Source organism: Micromonospora globbae (assembly GCF_003610785.1).
Taxonomy (GTDB): domain Bacteria; phylum Actinomycetota; class Actinomycetes; order Mycobacteriales; family Micromonosporaceae; genus Micromonospora; species Micromonospora globbae.
On record NZ_RAQQ01000007.1, the window covers coordinates 202295 to 223760 of the forward strand.

Genomic DNA, 21466 nt, shown 5'->3' on the forward strand with positions numbered 1-21466 from the left:
CGATCTCGACACCGGGTAACACACCAGGCTGACAGGGCACCAACCCCGATCAGTCGAGTAGAGGAGTGAAACGCCATGGAGCGGCTCGACCCTCGAACGACCCACGGGACGCCGGACCCGCTCGTGCACGGTGGCCAGGGCGCCTTCCTGGGCGACACGCCCGGCGGCACCTTCGACCCGTGGCGCTACCGGGACGACGCCGGGGTGACCGGCGTCGACCTGGTGGGCTACAAGGTCGAGGCGAACGACGGTGGCATCGGCAAGGTGGACCGGTCCAGCCACGAGGTGAACTCCAGTTACCTGGTGGTGGACACCGGTCCGTGGATCTTCGGCCGCAAGGTCATGATCCCGGCCGGCACCGTCAACCACGTCGACCACGACGAGCGGAAGGTCTACGTCGACCGGAGCAAGGACCAGATCAAGGCCGCGCCCGAGTTCGACGAGACGGCCGACCCCGACCCGGCCTACCGGGACAAGCTCGGTGGTTACTACACCGACACGTACTCGGCGATTCCTCCGGGTACGGCACGGTGACGGTGGCTCCTGTTCGCCGGCCGGCGGGGCACGCCCCGCCGGCCGGTACCGTGTGAGGGTGGACGCCACCGAGACGAGCCGGCACATCCCGTTCTCCACCATCTTCAACTTCCGCGACGTCGGCGGCCTGTCCGCCGGTGACGGCCGACAGGTACGACGGGGGCGGCTCTACCGCTCCGACTCGCTGCACCGCATCGACGACACCGACCGGGCGGCGTTCACGTCGCTCGGGATCCGGACCGTGATCGACCTGCGCCGTCCGTACGAGGTGGAGCGCGACGGTCGCGTCCCCGACTTCCCCGGGCTCACCTGGCGCAACATCCACCCGGAGCACGCCGAGTGGTCGGAGCGGCCGTACCGGCCGGACGACGACCTCGCCCGCTACCTCGCCGACCGGTACGCCGACCTGGCCCGCACCGGCACGGCCGGGCTGGCCGAGGCGATCGGCCTGATCGCCGACTCGGTCAACGCTCCCGTGGTCGTCCACTGCGTCGCCGGCAAGGACCGCACCGGCATCGTCTGCGGGCTCACCCTCGCACTGCTGGGCGTCTCCGACGACGACATCGCGGCCGACTACGCCCTCAGCACCGAGGCGGCCGAACGCTTCACCGCGTGGTTCGCCTCGACCGGGCACGCGGCGAGCCCCGGTCTGCCGCCGCTCACCTGCCCGGCCGAGGCCATGACGCTCTTCCTCACCGAACTGCGCGAGGGGTACGGCTCGGTCGAGGGATACCTGCGCCACGCCGGCGTGACGGACGCCCAAGTCGACGCCCTGCGCGAACACCTGCTCGACTGAGCCGGCCCGGCGCAGAGCCGACACGGGCAGGGCCCCTCCCGCGAGGGAGGGGCCCTGTCGTCACAGCACCCGGGTGACCCAGCCGTACGGGTCCGGGGCGTCGCCGCGCTGGATGTCGACCAGCCGCTGGCGCAACGCCATGGTGACCGCCCCCGGCTCGCCACCGCCGACGAGGAACTCCCCGTCGGGGAACTTGACCTCGCCGATCGGGGTGATGACGGCGGCGGTGCCGCAGGCGAACACCTCCCGCAGCCGCCCGCTGGCCGCGTCCGCCTGCCACTCGGCGAAGGAGACGGGCCGCTCCTCCACCCGGTGCCCGGCCGCGGCGGCCAGCGTGAGGACCGACTCCCGGGTGATGCCGGGCAGGATCGTGCCGGTCAGCGGCGGCGTCACCAGCGTGCCGTCGTCGTAGACGAAGAAGACGTTCATGCCGCCCAGTTCGTCGACGAACCGCCGCTCCACCGCGTCGAGGAAGACGACCTGGTCGCAGCCGTGCTCGATGGCCTCCGCCTGGGCGACCAGCGAGGCGGCGTAGTTCCCGCCGCACTTCGCGGCGCCCGTGCCGCCGGGGGCCGCACGGGTGTAGTCCGGGGAGACCCAGACCGTCACCGGCTTCACCCCGCCGCTGAAGTACGCGCCGACGGGCGAGGCGATGACCGTGTAGAGGTACTCGTTGGCGGGCCGGACCCCGAGGAAGACCTCGCTGGCGAACATGAACGGTCGCAGGTAGAGGCTGCCGTCCGTGTCGGTGGGGATCCACTCCCGGTCGATCTCGATGATGCGGCGCAGCGAGTCGACGAACGCCTGCGGCGGCAACGCCGGCATCGCCATCCGCTGCGCCGAGGCGACGAAGCGGGCCGCGTTCGCCTCGGGACGGAACAGGGTCACCCCGCCGTCGGCGGTGCGGTAGGCCTTCAACCCCTCGAAGATCTCCTGCGCGTAGTGCAGGACGGCGGCCGCCGGATCCATGGGGATGGGCGCGCGCGCCTCGACGCGGGCGTCGTACCAGCCCTTGGCGTCGGCGTACCGGATGGTGACCATGTGGTCGGTGAAGATGCGGCCGAAACCCGGATTGGTCAGCAGCGCGGCCCGGTCCGCGGCGGATACCGGCGCGGGATTCGGACGGATCTCGAAGTCGAGCTTGTCACCACCGCTCATCGCGCTGACCTCCCTGCCGGACAACGGCACGCCGGACGGGCATGCCGACTCATTGGTGCTCAGAAACTTACCCCGAACGCTCGTTCAGCGGGTAGCGCCGCCCGGCCCGTGAAGCGGTGCCGAACGGAGGGTGACGGCCGCCCGGGTCGGGCCGGCCGTCGCCGGCGACGGCCGGAGACATCCGCACCGTCGTGCGGTGACGCGCGAGGCGTCCGGGCTCAGCCCGCCGCGTGGCTCGCGAGCCGGTCGCCCACCTCGGCCGTGCGCAGCGGTACGCCCGGTACCCGGTTCGCCAGCTCGTGGGCCACCGCCGCGGTGACCCGGGCCGCGGCGTCGGCGTGGCCGAGCTGGTCGAGCAGCAGCGCGGCGGACAGCACGGCGGCGACCGGGTCCGCGACGCCCTGGCCGGCGATGTCCGGCGCCGAGCCGTGCACCGGCTCGAACATCGAGGGGTACGTCCCCTCGGGGTTGATGCAGCCGCTGGCGGCCAGCCCGATGCCACCGGTGACCGCGGCGGCGATGTCGGTGAGGATGTCACCGAAGAGGTTGTCGGTGACCACCACGTCGTAGCGCTGCGGCTGGGTGACGAGGAACATCGCGGCGGCGTCGACATGCTGGTACTCGGTGGCCACGTCGGGGTGCTCGGCGGCGACGGCCTCGAAGGTGCGCGACCAGAGCGAGCCGGCGTGGGTGAGGACGTTGGTCTTGTGCACGAGGGTCACCTTGCGCCGCTCGCGGCGGGCCGCCCGGGCGAACGCGTCGCGGACCACCCGCTCGACCCCGTGCCGGGTGTTCAGGCTCTCCTCGGTGGCGACCTCGGCGGGGGTGTCCCGGTGCAGCGTGCCGCCGGCGCCGGCGTAGAGCCCCTCGGTGCCCTCACGCACCACGACGAGGTCGACCTCGCCGGGCTTGACGCTGGCCAGCGGGCCGGGCACACCCGGCCACAGCCGGGACGGGCGGAGGTTCACGTACTGGTCGAACGCGAACCGCAGCTTGAGCAGCAGGCCACGCTCCAGCACGCCGGGCGGCACGCTGGGGTCGCCGACCGCGCCGAGCAGGATCGCGTCGTGCCCGGCCAGCTCGGCCAGGACGGAGTCCGGCAGCACCTCTCCGGTACGGTGCCAGCGGGCGGCGCCGAGGTCGTACTCGGTCGCTTGCACACCGGGGAGCACCGCGTCGAGGACCTTGCGCGCCTCCGCGACCACCTCGGGACCGATACCGTCCCCGGCCACCACCGCGATCCGTGCCACCCCTGCGCTCCTCTGCTCGCCCGTTCGGCGACCACGGTACGCCGCCGTCCCGCCTCCCGGTACGCGGTGCCCATATTCTGGGATGCGGACGGCACACAGGAGTCTCCCAGGTTCGTCCCATGTACCAGTCATGTTGGCTGCCTAGCCTGAGGCCGAGCGGGTCAACGGGGGCCCGCACCGGGCGGTCGCCACGGCAGGACCGCCACTCGCGAGGGGGCGATCGCCATGCGCATCGACGAGCAGCCGCGCACCCGCTGGCCCGATCCGGCCACCTTCCGGCACCGGCGACCGGATCTGCGGCTCGGAAGCTCCGCCCACCGACTCGACCGGTCCGGCGGCGTCGGCGCCGACCGGCTCGCGGTGCAGCACACCGTCCGGACCGGCACGGCCGAGTACACGTTGCTGCTCAACGCGCCCGCCTGGCTGGGCCGCCGCGGTGTCGGCGAGGCGCTGCGGGACGCGGTGGCCGAACTACGGGCCATCGACCTCACGTACGGCCCGAACCGACCCGAGAGCCTCGTCTCCCGACTGCGCCGGGGCGAGATCAGCCCCGAGTCGTACGCCCCGCTGGCCGACCTGGTGGACCGGTGCGCCGCCATGCGCGCCGCCACCGACGGCTGGTTCGACGCCTGGGCGGTGCCCGGCGGCTTCGATCCCGGCGGCCTGCTCGGCGGCTGGGCCGTGGAGCGGGCCGCGGCGCGCCTGCGCGCCAACGGCGTGTACGACTACGCCGTGGTGACCGGCGCCGACCTGGTGGTACGCGGCCACGCGCCGCACGGCGGGCCGTGGCGGGTCGCCGTGCATCATCCCGTCGAACGCGACCGGCCGCCGCTCGTGCTGGAGATGACCGCCGGCGCGGTCGGCACGTCCGGCGTCACCGGCCGCCAGGGGCACGTCATCGACCCGCACACCGGCGAACCCGCCGACCAGTTGGTGGCCGCCACCGTGGTGGGCCCGGACCTCGCGGTGGCCGACGCCTACGCGACGGCGCTCTACGCCGCGGGCCCGACCGGGCTCGCCTGGTTCCGCGGTCGCTCGGAGTATCGCGCGCTCTTCGCCCACCGCCGCTGACCTGACACCGGACCCGGTCGGCGATCGACCCCCACGCCCGCGGCAACGGCCGTGGGGGCCGGTCAGCGACGAGTGCGCGTGGCTTGCGCATTCGAGGGGTGCGGGCCGGTCGGGCCGAGCGTCGGCCACGCCACCCGAAGACGGGCCGACGGTGCGGACTCGGCCGGTGACCGCACCGGTACGCTAGCGAATCGACGCAACTCGAGGCAAGAGTCTCCACACCGGACCGTCCTCTTGCGCGCGTGGCTGGCCTGCGGCGGGGCAGTTTCGACATGGTGAACGTTGGATGGCACGCTGTCCGCCGTGAGTTTCGATCTGAGCGTGTGGGCCCTGGCGGACGGGGCGACGCCCGAGGACGTACGAGCGGCGGTGCAGCGGTGCCGGCAGGGAGTGCACGCCGACCGCCGACCCGATCCACGCGTGGTCGCCTTCTACCGCGCGATCACGGCCACCTATCCCGACCGACCGGCGGGGGCGGACACCCCGTGGGAGGTCGCCCCGCTGCACGCGGCCGGTGACCACGTCGAGATGAACCTGGATCCGGCCTGCGAGGACCAGGTGCTGCTGGACATCGAGCGGCTCGCCGGGGAGCACGGGCTCATGCTCTACGACGCACAGGATGGCTCGGTCTATCCGCCGCCCGCCCGCCTGCCCGGCTGACTCACGCCACCCGAACGGCCCCCCGTACGCCGGAGGGCCCGGCGGATCCCCGCCGGGCCCTCGTCGTGCTGCCCTCGACTCACTCGTCGCGCAGGTCCGCGGCGCTGGCCGCGGTCGCGCCGATCGAGTCGGCCGCCGAGGTGAGCAGGTCGGCGCCGAGCGCCTGGTCGACGGTGAGCGTCATGAGCGTCTCGCCGCCCGCCTCGCGGCGAGCCACCTGCATGGCGGCGATGTTGATGCCGGCCTCGCCGAGCAGCGTGCCGACGGTGCCGACCACGCCGGGCCGGTCGGCGTAGCGCAGGAAGAGCAGGATGCCCTCCGCGCCGATCTCCACGTCGAAACCGTCCACCTCGGTCAGCTTGATGACGTCCCGGGTGCCCGTGCTGGTCACCGTGCCGGAGACGCTGACCGTGCGGCCGTCGGGCAGGGCGCCGCGGACGGTGACCAGGTTGGCGTGCTCGACCGTCTCGGCGAAGGTCGCCAGGGTCACCTCGACGCCGCGCTCGGAAGCCAGGTGCGGCGCGTTGACGTAGGTGACCTGCTCCTCGACCACCGAGCTGAAGAGGCCCTTGGTGGCGGCGAGCTTGAGCACCGACACGTCGTGGTTGACGATCTCCCCGCGTACCTCGACGGTCACGCTGGCGGCGACCCCGCCGGCCACCGCCGTGAAGGCGCGCCCGAGCTTCTCGGCCAGCGGCAGCAGCGGCCGCACGTCCTCGGCGACCACCCCGCCGGCCTGCACGTTGACGGCGTCGGGCACGAACTCGCCCTGCAGCGCGAGCTTCACGCTCTTGGCCACGGCCAGACCGGCCTTGTCCTGCGCCTCGTGGGTGGAGGCGCCCAGGTGCGGGGTGGCCACCACGTTGTCGAACGCGAACAGCGGCGAGGAGGTGCACGGCTCCTTGGCGTAGACGTCCACGCCGGCGCCGGCGACCCGACCCTCCGCGATGGCGTCGGCGAGGGCCTGCTCGTCCACGAGGCCACCGCGCGCCGCGTTCACGATGCGCACGCCCGGCTTGACGATGGCCAGCTCCTTCTCACCGATCAGGCCGACCGTCTCGGGGGTCTTCGGCAGGTGGATCGAGATGAAGTCGCTCTCCCGCAGCAGCTCCTCGAGGCCGACCAGGCGGACGCCGAGCTGGGCGGCGCGCGCCGGCTGGATGTACGGGTCGTACGCGATCAGCCGGGTGCCGAAGGCCGCGATCCGCTGGGCGAAGAGGACGCCGATGCGGCCGAGGCCGACCACGCCGACGGTCTTGCCCTGGATCTCCACGCCGGTGTACTTGGACCGCTTCCACTCCCCCGCCTTCAGGGCGGCGCTGGCGCTGGCGGTGTTGCGGGCCACCGCGAGCAGCAGCGCGACGGCCTGCTCGGCCGCGGAGACGATGTTGGAGGTGGGGGCGTTGACGACCATGACGCCCCGCGCGGTGGCGGCCGGCACCTCGACGTTGTCCAGACCCACGCCGGCACGGGCGACGACCTTGAGCCGGGGCGCGGCGGCGATGGCCTCGGCGTCGATCTGGGTGGCGCTGCGGACGATGACGGCGTCCGCCTCGGCGAGGGCGGAGAGCAGCGCGGGGCGGTCGGTGCCGTCGACGTGGCGGACGTCGAAGTCGTGCGCGAGCACCTCGATGGCGGCGGGGGCGAGTTCCTCGGCGATCAGTACGACAGGATTCATCGGTCCTCGTAGCTGTAGTCGAAAGCGGTCGGCCGGGCTGTCGGACGCCGCACTGCGCCCTGCGCCGAACCGGCTCATGGCCGTCAGGTGCCGGCTACGCACCTATCGCGATCGTAGGGGTCGGGCTGGCCGGCGTGTCCCGGTCCGCGGGGTGAGTGGCCTCACACGTGTTCCTCCGCCGGCCATCCGGCGTTCCGCCACCGCTCACGGGCGCGCGACCAGGGGCGCGCGCGTGACCGACCAGCGGAAACGGCGGATCGTCGCCGGGCGCCGCTCGTGCTGAGCGGCCCCAGCCCGGCGCCGGGGAGAGCGCCGGGGCCGGGGCCGCCGGTGCCGCCCGGGCGTACGCGACGGGCGGCTCCCGAAGAGCTCAGGCGGTCTCGGTGATCGGCCGGTCCACCCAGCTCATCATGCCGCGCAGCTTCCGGCCGGTCTCCTCGATCGGGTGCGCCGCGCCCTCGGCCCGCAGCTTCACGAAGTTCGGCCGCCCCGCGTCGTCCTCGGCGATCCACTCGCGGGCGAACTCGCCGGACCGGATCTCCGAGAGGATCTTGCGCATCTCCTCCTTGACCCGGCCGTCGATGACGCGCGGACCACGGGAGTAGTCGCCGTACTCGGCGGTGTCGGAGATGCTGTAGCGCATCCGCGCGATACCGCCCTCGTACATGAGGTCGACGATGAGCTTGAGCTCGTGCAGGCACTCGAAGTAGGCGATCTCGGGGGCGTAGCCGGCCTCGGTGAGCACCTCGAAGCCCGCCTGCACCAGCGCGGTCGCGCCGCCGCAGAGCACCGCCTGCTCGCCGAAGAGGTCGGTCTCGGTCTCCTCGGTGAACGTGGTGCGGATGGCGCCGGCCCGGGTGCCGCCGATGCCCTTGGCGTACGCGAGCGCCAGCGCGAAGGCGTTGCCGGTGGCGTCCTGCTCGACGGCGACGAGGCACGGCACGCCCTTGCCGTCGACGTACTGCCGGCGGACCAGGTGGCCGGGGCCCTTCGGGGCGACCATGGCCACGTCCACGTCGGCCGGCGGCTTGATCAGCTCGTAGCGGATGTTGAAGCCGTGGCCGAAGAAGATCGCCTTGCCCGGGGCCAGGTTCGGCGCGATGGCCTCGGCGTAGAGGGTGCGCTGGACGGTGTCCGGGGCGAGCACCATGATCACGTCGGCCTCGGCCGCCGCCTCGGCCGGGGTGACGACCCGCAGGCCCTGCTCCTCCGCCTTCGGCCGGCTCTTCGAGCCGGCGGGCAGGCCGATCACCACGTCGACACCCGAGTCGCGCAGCGACAGCGCGTGGGCGTGGCCCTGGCTGCCGTAGCCGATGACGGCGACCTTCTTGCCCTGGATCAGGGCCAGGTCGGCGTCGTCGTCGTAGTACACCTCAACGCTCATGAACTTCCCTTTCAGTACGGCGGCCCGGGCGGCCCGTCGTGGTTGTGCGGATGGGTCAGCGATCCGCGGGGCCGGCCACCTCGGCCGGCCCGCGGGCGGCTCAGGCGGCCCGCAGCGCCGGGCCGGCGGTGATCGAACGCGAGCCGCGCCCGATGGCCACCAGTCCGGACTGGACCATCTCCTTGATGCCGAACGGCTCCAGGTCGCGCAGCAGCGCGTCCAGCTTGTCGGGGGTGCCGGTGGCCTCGATGGTCAGCGTGTCCGGCGCCACGTCGACCACCCGCGCGCGGAACAGGTTCACCGTGTCGAGCACCTGGCTCCGGGCCGACCGGTCGGCCCGGACCTTCACCAGCAGCAGCTCCCGGGCCACCGAGACCTGCGGGTCCAGCTCGACGATCTTGAGCACGTTCACCAGCTTGTTGAGCTGCTTGGTGACCTGCTCGAGCGGGGACGACTCGGCGTTGACCACGATGGTGATCCGGGAGACGTCCGGGTTCTCGGTCTCACCGACGGCCAGGCTGTCGATGTTGAATCCGCGGCGGGAGAAGAGGCCGGAGACCCGGGCCAGGACGCCGGGCTTGTTCTCCACGAGCACGCTCAACGTGTGCATCGTCATGGCAGTGCCTTCCTCGTCGTGCTCTCACGGCCGTTGCCGGGTCCGGTCATGGCTACAGCTCATCCTCGTCGAAGGCCGGGCGGACGCCGCGGGCGAACATGATCTCGTCGTTGCTGGTGCCGGCGGCGACCATCGGCCAGACCATCGCGTCCTTGCCGACCACGAAGTCGATGACCACCGGAGCGTCGTTGATCTCCATGGCGGCCGCGATGGTCTTGTCGACGTCGGCCGCGTTCTCGCACCGCAGACCGACGCAGCCGAGCGCCTCGGCCAGCTTCACGAAGTCGGGGATGCGGTGCTTGTGGGTGCCCAGGTCGGTGTTGGAGTAGCGCTCCCCGTAGAAGAGGGTCTGCCACTGCCGCACCATGCCCAGGTTGCCGTTGTTGATGACGGCGATCTTGACCGGGATGCCCTCCAGTGCGCAGGTGGCCAGCTCCTGGTTGGTCATCTGGAAGCAGCCGTCGCCGTCGATCGCCCAGACCACCGTGTCGGGCCGGCCCACCTTGGCGCCCATGGCCGCCGGCACCGCGTAGCCCATCGTGCCGGCGCCGCCGGAGTTCAGCCAGGTGTGCGGCTTCTCGTACGAGATGAACTGCGAGGCCCACATCTGGTGCTGGCCGACACCGGCCACGTAGATGGCGTCCGGGCCGACGATCTCGCCGAGCCGCTGGATCACGTACTGCGGCGAGAGGGTGCCGTCGGCCGGCTCCTCGTACCCCAGCGGGTAGCGCTTGCGCAGGTCGTCGAGCTGGTTCCACCAGTCGCCGAGGTCCGCGGCGCGCCCCGCCGACCGCTCGGCCGTGACGGCGGCGATCAGCTCGTCGATGACGTGCCGGGCGTCGCCGACGATCGGGACGTCGGCGTGCCGGTTCTTGCCGATCTCGGCCGGGTCGATGTCGGCGTGCACGACGGCCGCGTCCGGGGCGAAGGAGTCCAGCCGGCCGGTGACCCGGTCGTCGAACCGCGCGCCCAGCGCCACGATGAGGTCGGCCTTCTGCAACCCGTAGACCGCGGCGACCGTGCCGTGCATGCCCGGCATGCCCAGGTGCTGCGGGTGCGAGTCGGGGAACGCCCCGAGGGCCATCAGCGTGGTGACCACCGGGATGCCGGTCAGCTCGGCCAGCTTCCGCAGCCCCTCGGTGGCGCCCGCCTTGAGCACGCCGCCACCGACGTAGAGCACCGGACGGCGGGCCGTGGTCATGAGCCGGGCCGCCTCGCGGATCTGCTTGCCGTGCGGGTGCAGCGTCGGCCGGTAGCCGGGCAGGTCCAGGGTCGGCGGCCAGGTGAACGTGGTGGGCGCCTGGAGCACGTCCTTGGGGATGTCGACCAGGACCGGGCCGGGCCGGCCCGTGCTGGCCAGGTGGAACGCCTCGGCGAGCACCCGCGGGATCTCGTCGGCGTCCTGCACCAGGAAGTTGTGCTTCGTGATCGGCAGGGTGATGCCCTGGATGTCCGCCTCCTGGAAGGCGTCCGTGCCGATCGCCGGCCGGGCCACCTGCCCGGTGATCGCGACCACCGGCACCGAGTCCATGTACGCGTCGGCGATCGGCGTGACCAGGTTGGTGGCGCCCGGGCCGGAGGTGGCCATGCAGACGCCGACCCGGCCGGTCGCCTGCGCGTAACCGGTGGCCGCGTGCCCGGCGCCCTGCTCGTGGCGCACCAGGATGTGCCGGACGGTGGAGTCGTAGAGCGGGTCGTACGCGGGGAGGATGGCGCCGCCCGGGATGCCGAAGACGACGTCGACGCCGAGCGCCTCGAGCGACCGCACGAGCGAGCCGGCCCCGGAGACCTGGGCCGGGGCGGGCGCGGCTACGGCCGGGGCGGCCGGGCCGGCGGCCCGGGTGGTCTGGGCGTCGGTCACCGCCCCGGCGGCCGCGCGGGCCCGCCGGGCGGAGTGGGCGAGTGTCTCTGGCGTGGGTCTCGTCATGGCGGTTCAGGCCTTCGGCTGGAGTGGGTGCGACTGGTGGTGCGGATGGAACGCGGGCGGGGCCCGCTCCGATCTGGTCCGACGGCAATAAAAACGGCCCTCGTGCAGATGCACGGGGCCAGCGCACTCTCGATGACGGAGAGTGCGCTCAGATAAGTACTCGCAGCGACCGGTACGACGACATGGGCTCAAGCCTGACGCATCTCACGCGATGAGTCAACTGATCCCACATGTTGGTTCACGGGTGTCGGCGCGTCGTCCCGCGACGCGCCCTCCGCACCCGGTGTGACCTGGCCTGATCCACTCTGCGGGCGCCGCGTGCCGGGCAGCACGCCGGGTCGCACACCGGCGGCCGAGGAGCGGACGCCGGCGCCCGCCGGCCGGGCGCCGGGCGCGTCGCCGGCGGGCGGGGAACCGGCCGTGGGATCGGCGCGCCGGGGACCCGGCGTGACGCCCGCGGGCCGGGCGCCGGGAGAGGTGGCCGCCTCCAGCATCGCCTCCAGGTGCTCCGCCGGCACACCCCATCCGCAGAGCGCCCCCTGGCCGAACCGGCAGCCCGCGGCGACCACCGCGGCCAGCTCGGTCGGGGTCGTGACCCCCTCGGCGATGACCTCCAACCCGAGCTGGTGGCCGAGGCGCATGACGACGTCGACCATCGGTGCGAAGGCGGGGCCGTCCCGTCCGACCGGGCGCACCGGCTCGTGCTCGGCGACCAGGCTGTGGTCGATCTTCAGGATGTCGATCGGCAGCCGGCGCAGCTGCCCCAGCGACGAGTAGCCGGCGCCGAAGTCGTCCAGGGCGATCCGCACCCCGGTCAGCCGCAGCGCCGCGAGCCGCCGGATCAGCTCGTCGAGATCCGTGGCGACGGCGTGCTCGGTCACCTCCAGCACGAGCCGTTGCGGCGGCACCCGGTGGGCGCGCAGCGCCTCGGTGACCAGCACCACGTACTCCGGATCGTGCAGCTCGCGCGGCGACACGTTCACCGACACCCAGACGTCGTGCCCGTCGGCGAGCCAGCGGGAGAGCTGGTGGCAGGCCTGGTGGAGCACCCACGCGCCGAGCTTGGCGATCATCCCGCACTCCTCGGCCAGCGGGATGAACTCGTCGGGGCGCACGTTGCCCAGCTCCGGGTGGTGCCAGCGCAGCAGCGCCTCGGCGCCGACGGGGCGTACCGAGGGCAGGGAGGCGACCGGCTGGAAGGCCAGGCGCAGCTCGTCGCGTTCGATGGCGCCGCGCAGCTCGTGCTCCAGCGTGGTGCGGCGGCGCAGCAGCTGGTCGTACGCGGCGTCGTACCGCTCGATCCGGTTCTTGCCGCGCTGCTTGGCGTAGCGCAGGGCCAGGTCGGCGTGGCGCAGCAGCAGTTCCCCGTCGGGTTCACCGGTGCAGCCGGCGATCCCGATGCTCACCGAGAGGAAGACGGGCGACTCCCCCTGGTCGTACGCCCGCCCCAGCACCGCGAGCAGGCGCTCGGCCACCCGGTCGGCGTCCTCCGGGCGGCCCCGCGTCAGCACGGCGAACTCGTCGCCGCCGAGGCGGGCCGCCACGTCGTCGGGGCGCAGGGTGTCCCGCAGCCGCCGGCCCACCTCGGCCAGCACGGCGTCGCCCACGTCGTGCCCGCGCATGTCGTTGACGTTCTTGAAGCCGTCGAGATCCAGGCCGAGCAGCACGCACGGCGTGCCCGACTCGACGTGGCCGTGCAGGGCGCGCAGCAGCCCCCGCCGGTTGGCGAGGCCGGTCAGCGCGTCCGTGTGGGCCAGCTCGCGGAAGTGCGCCTCGCGCTCGGCCAGCCGCCCCGCGTACGCCCGCACGTCCCGGACGCCCAGGTACTGCCGGGCCACCAGGGCGAAGCCCTCGACGGCGCAGACGAGCACGCTGAGCACGGTGAACCGGCCGCCCTGGAGGAGGTGGTAGGTCGCCGAGGCGGTCATGGCGATCATCGGGACGATCGCGTTGTCGCCGCTGCTGTCGATCGGGTCGTGCGCGACCTCCCGCCGGGGGTCGGTCCGCAGCGCCGACAGGGCCGCGGTGAGCAGGCCGGCCGCGAGCAGCCCGGCACCGCTCAGCGCCACCGCCGGCCCCGCCTGGCACAGCCCGGCGGCCAGGCCCAGCCCCCCGCCGGTCACCCCGACGACGGCGACGGCGAGCGCGACGAGCCCGCCCCGCGGTGCGGCGGACCGGCAGGCGGCGACCGGACCGACCCCGGCGGCGAGCGCCGCACCGACCGTCGCGAGCAGGATCGGCGTGCAGGCCGTCGGCGTGGCCCCGCCCAGCATCCGGGTCGGCTCGCTGACGAGGACCCAGCCGACGAACCAGAGGGCCGCCGCCACCATCACCCCGTCGAGGGCGAGCCGGAGCGCCGCCGACACGGAGCCCACCACACCCGGCAGCCGCACCAGCCCGGCCAGGAAGACCAGCCCGCTGGCCGCCGTGCCGACCGACACCGCCGTCGCCCAGCTCGTGCGGTGCCCCTGCTCGTGCGCCCAGTGCGGGGCGGCGTGGAGCAGCACCCCGAGCCCGACGAGGAGGCCGGCCAGAGCGATGCCGGCGGCCGTCGCGACCAGCAGCAGCGCCTGCCGGTGCGCGCCGGTGCGCCGCCGGGCGGCGACCGTCAGCAGCACGGTGGCCGAGGCGGCGACGAGCCAGCTCAGCGCCGCGGCGACGGCCATGCCCGGGGGGAGATGCACGTCTCAACTCTGCCGGATGAGCGCCTGCCGTGGGATCCCGGGTGTGCATCTGTTGGGACACGGTGCCCGCGGGCGGCACCCGCCGCGACAGCGGTGCCAGACTGGTACGCATGCCTGAGCTGCGGTCGAAGACCTCCACGCACGGTCGGACGATGGCCGGTGCCCGGGCCCTGTGGCGGGCCACCGGGATGACCGACGACGACTTCGGCAAGCCGATCGTCGCCATCGCCAACAGTTTCACCCAGTTCGTACCGGGCCACGTCCACCTCAAGGACCTCGGCGGCCTGGTCGCCGACGCGGTGGCCGAGGCCGGCGGCGTGGGGCGGGAGTTCAACACGATCGCGGTCGACGACGGCATCGCCATGGGCCACGGCGGCATGCTCTACTCCCTGCCCAGCCGGGAGCTGATCGCCGACGCGGTGGAGTACATGGTCAACGCGCACTGCGCGGACGCCCTGGTCTGCATCTCCAACTGCGACAAGATCACGCCGGGCATGCTGCTCGCCGCGCTGCGGCTCAACATCCCGACGGTCTTCGTCTCCGGCGGCCCCATGGAGGCCGGCAAGACGGTGGCGATCGAGGGGATCGTGCACAGCAAGATCGACCTGATCGACGCGATGGTCGCCTCGTCCAACGAGGCGGTCACCGACGAGCAGCTCGACGCCATCGAGCGGTCGGCCTGCCCCACCTGCGGCTCCTGCTCGGGCATGTTCACGGCCAACTCGATGAACTGCCTCACCGAGGCCATCGGGCTCGCGCTGCCCGGCAACGGCTCGACGCTGGCCACCCACGCGGCGCGCCGGCAGCTCTTCGTGGAGGCCGGGCACACCGTCGTGGACCTGGCCCGACGCTGGTACGACCAGGACGACGCCACCGTGCTGCCCCGGTCGATCGCCTCGCGGGCGGCGTTCGAGAACGCGATCGCGCTCGACGTGGCGATGGGCGGCTCCACGAACACGGTGCTGCACCTGCTCGCCGCCGCCCGCGAGGCCGAGCTGGACTTCGGCGTGGCCGACATCGACGAGATCTCCCGCCGGGTGCCCTGCCTGGCCAAGGTCGCCCCGAACTCGCCGCAGTACCACATGGAGGACGTGCACCGCGCCGGCGGCATCCCGGCCATCCTCGGCGAGCTGGACCGCGCCGGGCTGCTCCACCGCGACGTGCACTCCGTGCACTCCCCCTCGCTGGAGCGCTGGCTGGCCGACTGGGACGTGCGGGGCGGCTCGGCGACGCCGGAGGCCGTCGAGCTGTTCCACGCCGCGCCGGGCGGGGTGCGCACGACCGAGCCGTTCTCGACCACCAACCGCTGGTCGTCGCTGGACACGGACGCGGCGGGCGGCTGCGTGCGCGACGTGGCCCACGCCTACACGGCCGACGGCGGGCTGGCCATCCTGCACGGGAACCTCGCCCCGGACGGGTGCGTGGTGAAGACCGCCGGGGTGCCCGAGGAGTGCCTGACGTTCCGCGGGCCGGCCCGGGTCTTCGAGTCCCAGGAGGCCGCCGTCGAGGGCATCCTCAACAAGTCGGTGACCGCGGGCGACGTCGTGGTGATCCGGTACGAGGGGCCGAAGGGCGGCCCGGGCATGCAGGAGATGCTCTACCCCACCTCGTTCCTCAAGGGCCGGGGGCTGGGGAGGGCCTGCGCGCTGCTCACCGACGGGCGGTTCTCCGGCGGCACGTCCGGGCTCTCGATCGGGCACGTCTCGCCCGAGGCGGCGTCCGGGGGGCTCATCGCGCTGGTGCGCGACGGCGACGAGATCGTCATCGACATCCCGGCGCGTTCGATCGCGCTGAACGTGCCGGACGACGAGCTCCAGGCCCGCCGGGTCGCCGAGGAGAAGCGCGACCGTCCGTACACCCCGACCGACCGGCAGCGCCCGGTCTCGGCGGCGCTGCGGGCGTACGCCTCGATGGCGACCTCGGCCAGCGACGGCGCCTACCGCCGCGTCCCCGAGTGACCGGAGGGGGTCCCCCGCCGACGCGTCCGGTGCGGCAGGGGACCCCGCTCGGCACGCCGGACCGGGCGTCGACGCCGCCGGCGGGGCCGGTGCGCGGCGTCAGGCGGGCTCGACGACCCGGTCGATGACCAGGTGCGCCGCGCCCATGATGCCGACGTCCGGGCCGGCGACGACCCGCTCGATGAGCAGCGCCTGGGTGGCCAGCGGCAGGCACCGCTCGTACAGGGTGGCGCGCATGCTGGCCAGCAGCGGCTCGCAGTCGGCGAGGCGGCCGCCGATCGCGACGACCTGCGGGTTGAAGAAGTTGACCACCACGGCGAGGATCTCGCCGATCGACCGGCCGGCGCGGCGGGCCAGGGCCGTGGCGTGCCGGTCACCGTCGTCGATGAGCCGCATGACGCCCGTCAGGTCGTCGACCGGTACGCCCTGCTCGCGCAGCGCGGTGACCAGGGCCGCGCCGCTGGCCACCGCCTCCAGGCAGCCGGTGTTGCCGCAGCTGCACAGCGGGCCGGGATCGGCGAGCACCCGGCAGTGGCTGATGTCACCGGCGGAGCCCTGTGCGCCGCGGTGCAGCCGCCCGCCGGAGATGACCCCGGCGCCGATGCCGGTGCCCGCCTTCACGTAGACGGCGTGCTCCAACTCGGGATGGGTGGCGTGGTGCTCGCCGAGCGCCATGAGGTTCGCGTCGTTGTCGACGACGACGGGCACGTCCGTCCGCTCGGCGCAGAAGGCGCGTACGTCGAAGCCGTTCCAGCCAGGCATCCGGGACGGGCTGACGATCCGGCCGGTCTCGAACTGCACGGGGCCGGGGATGCCGATGCCGATCCCGCGCAGGCCGCGGGCGGCGACATCACCCCGCTGCCCGGGCACCGGGGCCGCTGAGCCGGGCACCAGGGCGGCGATCTCGTCGAGGAGCGCCCCGAGCACGGCCTCCGGCCCGTCCTCGATACGCACGGGCAGCAGGCGCGACTCGACGACGCGCCCGGACAGGTCGAGGGTGCCGAGGCGGGCGTGGTGCGCCCCGAGGTCGATGGCGCCGACGAGCGCGCCGCCCGTGGGCACGGCGAGCTGTCGGGGACGCCGCCCGCCCCGGGACTTCCCGGCGCCCGTCTCCTGGAGCAGGCCCTCGCTGATGAGGGCCTCGACCCGCTGGGAGACGGTCGACGGCGACAGCCCGGAGAGCCGGGCGAGATCGGCCCGGCTGGCCGCCGCTCCGCTGGCCACCAACCGGAGCAGCTCACGTGGACCGCCGCGCAGACCGTCACGCGGGGCGTCGCCAATCGTCACGCCAGGTTCTTAGCATCCGAACTTCATTCCAGCAAGCTGTTGACTTCGTTCGGCATCTCGCATTAGATGTCGGCGTTGATTCGAGGTAGACATATCTTTATTCGATCGTCGTAGAAAGTGAGGCGAGCTGTGGCACCGACGGCGGCATCCGACCTCGCGGGCCGGACCGAGCCGACCCGCCCGGACCGACCGATGGTGTCCGTGCGTGGCCTGCAGAAGTGGTTCGGCCCGTTGCACGTGCTCAAGGACGTCGACCTGACGGTCGCCGCCGGCGAGGTCGTCGTGGTGATCGGCCCGTCCGGCTCCGGCAAGTCGACGCTCTGCCGCTGCCTCAACCGCCTCGAGGTCGCCGGCGCCGGCACCATCGAGATCGACGGCGAGCCGCTGCCGGCCGAGGGCCGCAAGCTCGCCCGGCTGCGCGCCGACGTCGGGATGGTCTTCCAGTCGTTCAACCTGTTCGGTCACCGGACGGTGCTCGACAACGTCACGCTCGGACCCGTCCGGGTACGCCGCGTGCCGAAGGCCGAGGCCCGCGAGCAGGCGCTGGCCCTGCTCGACCGGGTCGGCATCGCCGACAAGGCCGACCACTACCCGGCGCAGCTCTCCGGCGGCCAGCAGCAGCGGGCGGCCATCGCCCGCGCCCTGGCCATGCGGCCCAAGGTGCTCCTCTTCGACGAACCGACCTCGGCCCTCGACCCGGAGATGGTCAACGAGGTCCTGGACGTGATGGTCTCCCTCGCCGCGGAGGGGATGACCATGATCGTGGTCACCCACGAGATGGGCTTCGCCCGGCGCGCCGCGGACCGCGTCGTCTTCATGGACGACGGCCGGATCGTCGAGTCCGGCACCCCCGACGAGTTCTTCGCCGCTCCCCGTACCGACCGGGCGAGGGACTTCCTCTCCAAGATCCTCCAGCACTGACCCCCGAGGAGGGTGGCATGTCGATTCTCTCCAGGAACGTCACGCGTCGCCGCGCGCTGACGATCGCCGCCACGGCCGTGACGGTCGCGCTCGCCGCGACCGGTTGCGGCGACGGCGGCTCCGCCCCCGCCCTGCCCGGCGCGGCGGGCGGCGACAAGGCGGCCCAGTCCGTCTTCGACGCCGCGCCGGTGGCCTCCGACGCGGAGATCCCGGCCGGCTCCACGATGGACAAGATCCGCAAGCGCGGCTACCTGACGGTCGGCGGCTCGCTGGACGCGCCGCTGCTGTCCCAGCAGAACCCCGTCACCGGCGAGATCGAGGGCTTCGACGCCGACATGGCCAAGCTGCTGGCCAAGTACATCATCGGCAAGCCCGAGGTGAAGACCGTCACCATCGGCACCCAGACGCGCGAGGCGATGCTCCAGGCCAAGGAGGTCGACGCGGTCTTCCAGACCTACACGATCACCCCGCAGCGGGCCACCCAGGTCGCGTTCGCCGGGCCGTACCTCACCTCCGGCCTCGCCGTCGCCGTCCGCAAGGACGAGACGAGCATCAAGAGCGTCAAGGACCTGGCCGGCAAGACCGTCATCGTGGGCGCCAACACCCCCGCGGTCACCGCGCTGCCCGAGGCCGCCCCCGGCTCGAAGCAGGTCGCCTTCGCCACCGACCCGCAGGCCGTGCAGGCCCTGCTCCAGAAGCGCGGCGACGCGTACGTGCAGGACTTCACCCTGCTCGCGTCCAACGCCAAGTCGAACCCGGGCATGAAGGTGGTCGGCGAGCCGTTCACCACCGAGGCGTACGGCATCGGCCTCAACCACGAGGACACCGAGTTCAAGGAGTTCGTCAACAACTGGCTCCGGAAGATCCAGGCCGACGGCACCTGGGCCAAGGTGTGGCAGAACACCCTGGGCAGCGTCGTGGAGGGCGGCACGCCCACCCCGCCGGCCATCGGGTCCGTCGAGGGCTCCTGAGGATCGCACCTCCGCCATGGACGCCCTCACCGGTCATCTCGGCGAATTCGGCCACGGGCTGGTCACGACGGTCCACATGACCGTCGTGACCACCATCGGCGCGCTGCTGCTCGGCGTGATCGTGGCGACGCTGCGGATCTGCCCCGTGCCGCTGCTGCGCGGCGTCGGCACGGTCTACGTCGAGGTGCTCCAGAACCTGCCGCTGCTGGCCCTGCTGGTGCTCTTCGTCTTCGCGCTGCCCACCATCGGCATCACGTTCCCGCTGTTCACCTCGGCGGCCATCGTGATCTCCGCGTACGAGGGGGCGTACCTGGCCGAGGCGATCCGCGCCGGGATCAACACGGTGGGCGTGGGGCAGGCCGAGGCCGCACGCGCCATCGGGCTCACCTTCAGCCAGTCCCTGCGGTACGTCATCCTGCCGCAGGGACTGCGCGCGGTGATCCAGCCGATGGGCACCATCTGCATCGCGCTGCTGATGAACACCTCGCTGGCCGCCGCGGTCGGGGTCGTCGAGCTGACCCAGGCCGCCAACAACGTCAACCTCGTCGAGGCCCAGCCGATCGCCGTCTTCACCGGCGCCGGCCTCGCGTACATGCTGCTGGCGCTGCTGATCAGCCGGATCACCGGCGCGCTCGAACGAAGGTTTGCGATCGTGCGATGAACCCGAACCAGCAGATCCTCTTCGACGTACCGGGCCCGCGGGCGCAGCGCCGCATCCGGATCGCCACCGTCCTCGGCGCGCTCGCCATCCTCGGCGGGATCGCCTGGGCGGTCCACCAGTTCGCGAGCCACGGCGAACTGGCGGCCGAGCGGTGGCAGCCCTTCACGACGTGGCCCATCTGGCGCTACCTGCTCGACGCGCTCTGGGCCACCCTGCTCGCCGCCGCGGCGACCGCCGTCCTCAGCGGCGCGCTGGGGCTGCTGCTCGCGCTCGGCCGGCTGTCCGCGCACCGGCCCCTACGCTGGCTGGCCGGCGCGTACGTGGAGGTCTTCCGGACCGTACCGGCGCTGCTGCTGGTCTACATCACGCTGTTCGCGCTGCCGAAGTACGGGCTGAACTTCCCGCTGTTCTGGAAGCTCGTGGTGCCGCTCGTGGTCTCCAACGCGGCGGTGTTCGCCGAGATCTTCCGCGCCGGCATCAAGGCCCTCGACCGGGGCCAGACCGAGGCGGGTCTCGCCATCGGGCTCCGCCGCGGGCAGGTCATGCGGCTGGTCGTCCTGCCGCAGGCCCTGCTCCGGCTCACCCCGTCGCTGGTCAGCCAGCTGGTCGGGCTGCTCAAGGACACCTCGCTCGGCTTCGTGGTGAGCTACACCGAACTCCTCTACAGCGGACAGGTGCTCGCCTCGTACACCCACCTGCTGATCCAGACGTTCCTCGTGGTGGCGCTGATCTACCTCGTCGTCAACGCGTCGCTGTCGAAACTCGCCCGCGTCCTGCAGGCCCGCAACGGGCGGCTCACCACGCGCGGCCGGTCGGCCGCCCGGGAGCCCGCGGCGACGCCACTCACCCCTGGGAGTACCGCCCGATGACCACCGCCCCGTACGCGGAACTGGCCCGGGTGACGCGCAACGGCGTCGTCGAGAGCCGGCACTTCGGCAGCGTCGTGGTGCTCGACCCGTCCGGCGCCGTGGCGCTCCGGGCCGGCGTACCCGACGAGCCGGTGCTGCCGCGCTCCACCCTCAAGCCGGTGCAGGCCCTGGCCTGCCTGGCCGCCGTGGAGGCCGCCGGCGACGCGTCGCCGCTGGCCGGCGTGCTCGCCGGCCCCGCGTTGGCGATCGCCGCCGGCAGCCACACCGGCGACGACCGGCACGTGGCGGTCGTACGCGACCTGCTGACCGCCGCCGGGCTGACCGAGGAGGCGCTCGGCTGCCCCGCCGACTGGCCGGAGGACGAGGCGACCCGCGAACGGCTGATCCGCGACGGCGAGCAGCGCAGCCGGATCCGGATGAACTGCTCGGGCAAGCACGCCGCCATGCTGGTCGCCGCGGTCGCCCGGGGCTGGTCGACCGACGACTACCTCGCCCCGGGCCACCCGTTGCAGCGGGAGATCGCGGCGGCCGTCGAACGGCTGGCCGGCGTACCCGTGAGCGCCGTCGCGGTGGACGGCTGCGGCGCACCGCTGTTCGGCCTGCCGCTCACCGGGCTGGCCCGCACGTTCCAGGCGCTCGCGACCGCCGCGCCCGGCAGCCACGAGGCGCGGGTGGCCGAGGCGATGCGCACCCACCCGGAGTACGTCGGGGGCTGGCACGGCCACCCGAACACCGACCTCATGCGGGCGCTGCCGGGCGTCCTCGCCAAGGGCGGCGCCGAGGGTGTGCTGGGGGTGGCGACCCCCGATGGCTACGCGGTGGCCGTCAAGGCGATCGACGGCAGCCCCCGGGCCACCACGGTGATCGCCCTGGCCGCGCTGGCCGAGGCGGGCGCGGACGTCCACGGCGCACCGGAGCTGCGCCGCGTGCCCGTGCTCGGCGGGGGCGAGCCGGTGGGTGCCGTCACCGCCGCCATCGACCGCTCGTCGCCCGGCGCCGCCACGACCTCCTGACCACGCCGCAGCGCCGCCCGGTGCGGCG

General features: G+C 73.2%; 18 protein-coding genes. 10 read left to right on the plus strand and 8 right to left on the minus strand.

Annotated elements, in window-relative coordinates; genetic code table 11:
- Positions 1 to 75: 75 nt before the first annotated feature.
- Positions 76 to 534, plus strand: coding sequence for a PRC-barrel domain-containing protein (locus tag D7I43_RS12165; RefSeq protein ID WP_120328565.1), 459 nt, complete (start codon positions 76 to 78; stop codon positions 532 to 534).
- Positions 535 to 592: 58 nt separating this feature from the next.
- The gene (locus tag D7I43_RS12170; RefSeq protein WP_120328566.1) at positions 593 to 1330 is read left to right on the plus strand and encodes a tyrosine-protein phosphatase; all 738 of its coding nucleotides are present in this window, start codon (positions 593 to 595) and stop codon (positions 1328 to 1330) included.
- Positions 1331 to 1390: 60 nt separating this feature from the next.
- On the opposite strand, the gene D7I43_RS12175 is transcribed toward D7I43_RS12170, so the two are convergent.
- Together D7I43_RS12175 and D7I43_RS12180 are read right to left on the minus strand one after the other, a co-directional pair.
- A complete protein-coding gene (locus tag D7I43_RS12175; protein WP_120328567.1) occupies positions 1391 to 2488 on the minus strand; it encodes a branched-chain amino acid aminotransferase in 1098 nt (365 codons plus the stop codon).
- A 218-nt stretch (positions 2489 to 2706) separates the two neighbouring features.
- Positions 2707 to 3738, minus strand: coding sequence for a 3-isopropylmalate dehydrogenase (locus tag D7I43_RS12180; RefSeq protein ID WP_120328568.1), 1032 nt, complete (start codon positions 3736 to 3738; stop codon positions 2707 to 2709).
- Between the two features lie 225 nt (positions 3739 to 3963).
- Here D7I43_RS12180 and D7I43_RS12185 point away from each other — a divergent pair, with 225 nt between their 5' ends.
- Positions 3964 to 4809, plus strand: coding sequence for an FAD:protein FMN transferase (locus tag D7I43_RS12185; protein WP_120328569.1), 846 nt, complete (start codon positions 3964 to 3966; stop codon positions 4807 to 4809).
- 303 nt (positions 4810 to 5112) lie between these two features.
- Positions 5113 to 5469 carry a hypothetical protein gene (locus D7I43_RS12190; protein WP_120328570.1) on the plus strand — a complete coding sequence of 119 codons (357 nt, stop codon included), beginning with the start codon at positions 5113 to 5115 and terminating at the stop codon, positions 5467 to 5469.
- A 79-nt stretch (positions 5470 to 5548) separates the two neighbouring features.
- Here D7I43_RS12190 and serA read toward each other — a convergent pair whose 3' ends face one another.
- The 5 genes from serA to D7I43_RS12215 all read right to left on the minus strand — a co-directional run bounded on the left by serA (position 5549) and on the right by D7I43_RS12215 (position 13740).
- Complete coding sequence (gene serA / locus D7I43_RS12195) at positions 5549 to 7147, minus strand: phosphoglycerate dehydrogenase (RefSeq protein WP_120328571.1); 1599 nt, start codon at positions 7145 to 7147, stop codon at positions 5549 to 5551.
- Between the two features lie 370 nt (positions 7148 to 7517).
- On the minus strand, positions 7518 to 8531 hold the full coding sequence (ilvC, locus tag D7I43_RS12200; protein WP_120328572.1) for a ketol-acid reductoisomerase: 1014 nt from the start codon (positions 8529 to 8531) through the stop codon (positions 7518 to 7520).
- A 100-nt stretch (positions 8532 to 8631) separates the two neighbouring features.
- On the minus strand, positions 8632 to 9147 hold the full coding sequence (gene ilvN / locus D7I43_RS12205; RefSeq protein ID WP_120328573.1) for an acetolactate synthase small subunit: 516 nt from the start codon (positions 9145 to 9147) through the stop codon (positions 8632 to 8634).
- A gap of 52 nt (positions 9148 to 9199) precedes the next feature.
- Complete coding sequence (locus D7I43_RS12210; protein WP_120328574.1) at positions 9200 to 11074, minus strand: acetolactate synthase large subunit; 1875 nt, start codon at positions 11072 to 11074, stop codon at positions 9200 to 9202.
- A gap of 188 nt (positions 11075 to 11262) precedes the next feature.
- Positions 11263 to 13740 (minus strand): putative bifunctional diguanylate cyclase/phosphodiesterase, encoded by a 2478-nt coding sequence (locus D7I43_RS12215; protein WP_192902136.1) that lies wholly within the window; start codon positions 13738 to 13740, stop codon positions 11263 to 11265.
- A 128-nt stretch (positions 13741 to 13868) separates the two neighbouring features.
- Here D7I43_RS12215 and ilvD point away from each other — a divergent pair, with 128 nt between their 5' ends.
- On the plus strand, positions 13869 to 15716 hold the full coding sequence (gene ilvD / locus D7I43_RS12220) for a dihydroxy-acid dehydratase (RefSeq protein WP_120328576.1): 1848 nt from the start codon (positions 13869 to 13871) through the stop codon (positions 15714 to 15716).
- A gap of 99 nt (positions 15717 to 15815) precedes the next feature.
- Here the strand turns inward: ilvD and D7I43_RS12225 are convergent, their stop codons facing one another.
- Positions 15816 to 17003, minus strand: a complete 1188-nt coding sequence (locus tag D7I43_RS12225; protein ID WP_204985183.1) for an ROK family transcriptional regulator — start codon at positions 17001 to 17003, stop codon at positions 15816 to 15818.
- A gap of 192 nt (positions 17004 to 17195) precedes the next feature.
- Between D7I43_RS12225 and D7I43_RS12230 the strand changes: the two genes are divergently transcribed.
- From D7I43_RS12230 to D7I43_RS12250, 5 genes are read left to right on the plus strand one after another with little or no spacing between them, the layout of a single operon-like run.
- A complete protein-coding gene (locus D7I43_RS12230; RefSeq protein WP_120328655.1) occupies positions 17196 to 17924 on the plus strand; it encodes an amino acid ABC transporter ATP-binding protein in 729 nt (242 codons plus the stop codon).
- A gap of 17 nt (positions 17925 to 17941) precedes the next feature.
- Positions 17942 to 18895: a glutamate ABC transporter substrate-binding protein gene (locus D7I43_RS12235; RefSeq protein ID WP_120328577.1), complete on the plus strand. Its 954-nt coding sequence runs from the start codon at positions 17942 to 17944 to the stop codon at positions 18893 to 18895.
- A gap of 16 nt (positions 18896 to 18911) precedes the next feature.
- Positions 18912 to 19556, plus strand: coding sequence for an amino acid ABC transporter permease (locus tag D7I43_RS12240; protein ID WP_120328578.1), 645 nt, complete (start codon positions 18912 to 18914; stop codon positions 19554 to 19556).
- Positions 19553 to 20425 (plus strand): amino acid ABC transporter permease, encoded by an 873-nt coding sequence (locus D7I43_RS12245; protein WP_120328579.1) that lies wholly within the window; start codon positions 19553 to 19555, stop codon positions 20423 to 20425. Before D7I43_RS12240 ends, D7I43_RS12245 begins: the two co-directional genes overlap by 4 nt.
- A complete protein-coding gene (locus D7I43_RS12250; protein WP_120328580.1) occupies positions 20422 to 21438 on the plus strand; it encodes an asparaginase in 1017 nt (338 codons plus the stop codon). The genes D7I43_RS12245 and D7I43_RS12250 overlap by 4 nt, the downstream gene beginning before the upstream one ends.
- Positions 21439 to 21466: the final 28 nt, after the last annotated feature.

Excerpts from the sequence above, each read along its gene's own strand:
- D7I43_RS12230 (WP_120328655.1), top strand. The coding sequence starts at position 17,196 with ATGGTGTCCGTGCGTGGCCTGCAGAAGTGGTTCGGCCCGTTGCACGTG.
- ilvC (WP_120328572.1), bottom strand. The coding sequence starts at position 8,531 with ATGAGCGTTGAGGTGTACTACGACGACGACGCCGACCTGGCCCTGATC.
- D7I43_RS12185 (WP_120328569.1), top strand. The coding sequence starts at position 3,964 with ATGCGCATCGACGAGCAGCCGCGCACCCGCTGGCCCGATCCGGCCACC.
- D7I43_RS12240 (WP_120328578.1), top strand. The coding sequence starts at position 18,912 with ATGGACGCCCTCACCGGTCATCTCGGCGAATTCGGCCACGGGCTGGTC.
- D7I43_RS12235 (WP_120328577.1), top strand. The coding sequence starts at position 17,942 with ATGTCGATTCTCTCCAGGAACGTCACGCGTCGCCGCGCGCTGACGATC.
- D7I43_RS12245 (WP_120328579.1), top strand. The coding sequence starts at position 19,553 with ATGAACCCGAACCAGCAGATCCTCTTCGACGTACCGGGCCCGCGGGCG.
- ilvN (WP_120328573.1), bottom strand. The coding sequence starts at position 9,147 with ATGACGATGCACACGTTGAGCGTGCTCGTGGAGAACAAGCCCGGCGTC.
- ilvD (WP_120328576.1), top strand. The coding sequence starts at position 13,869 with ATGCCTGAGCTGCGGTCGAAGACCTCCACGCACGGTCGGACGATGGCC.
- D7I43_RS12175 (WP_120328567.1), bottom strand. The coding sequence starts at position 2,488 with ATGAGCGGTGGTGACAAGCTCGACTTCGAGATCCGTCCGAATCCCGCG.
- serA (WP_120328571.1), bottom strand. The coding sequence starts at position 7,147 with ATGAATCCTGTCGTACTGATCGCCGAGGAACTCGCCCCCGCCGCCATC.
- D7I43_RS12215 (WP_192902136.1), bottom strand. The coding sequence starts at position 13,740 with ATGGCCGTCGCCGCGGCGCTGAGCTGGCTCGTCGCCGCCTCGGCCACC.
- D7I43_RS12210 (WP_120328574.1), bottom strand. The coding sequence starts at position 11,074 with ATGACGAGACCCACGCCAGAGACACTCGCCCACTCCGCCCGGCGGGCC.
- D7I43_RS12165 (WP_120328565.1), top strand. The coding sequence starts at position 76 with ATGGAGCGGCTCGACCCTCGAACGACCCACGGGACGCCGGACCCGCTC.
- D7I43_RS12250 (WP_120328580.1), top strand. The coding sequence starts at position 20,422 with ATGACCACCGCCCCGTACGCGGAACTGGCCCGGGTGACGCGCAACGGC.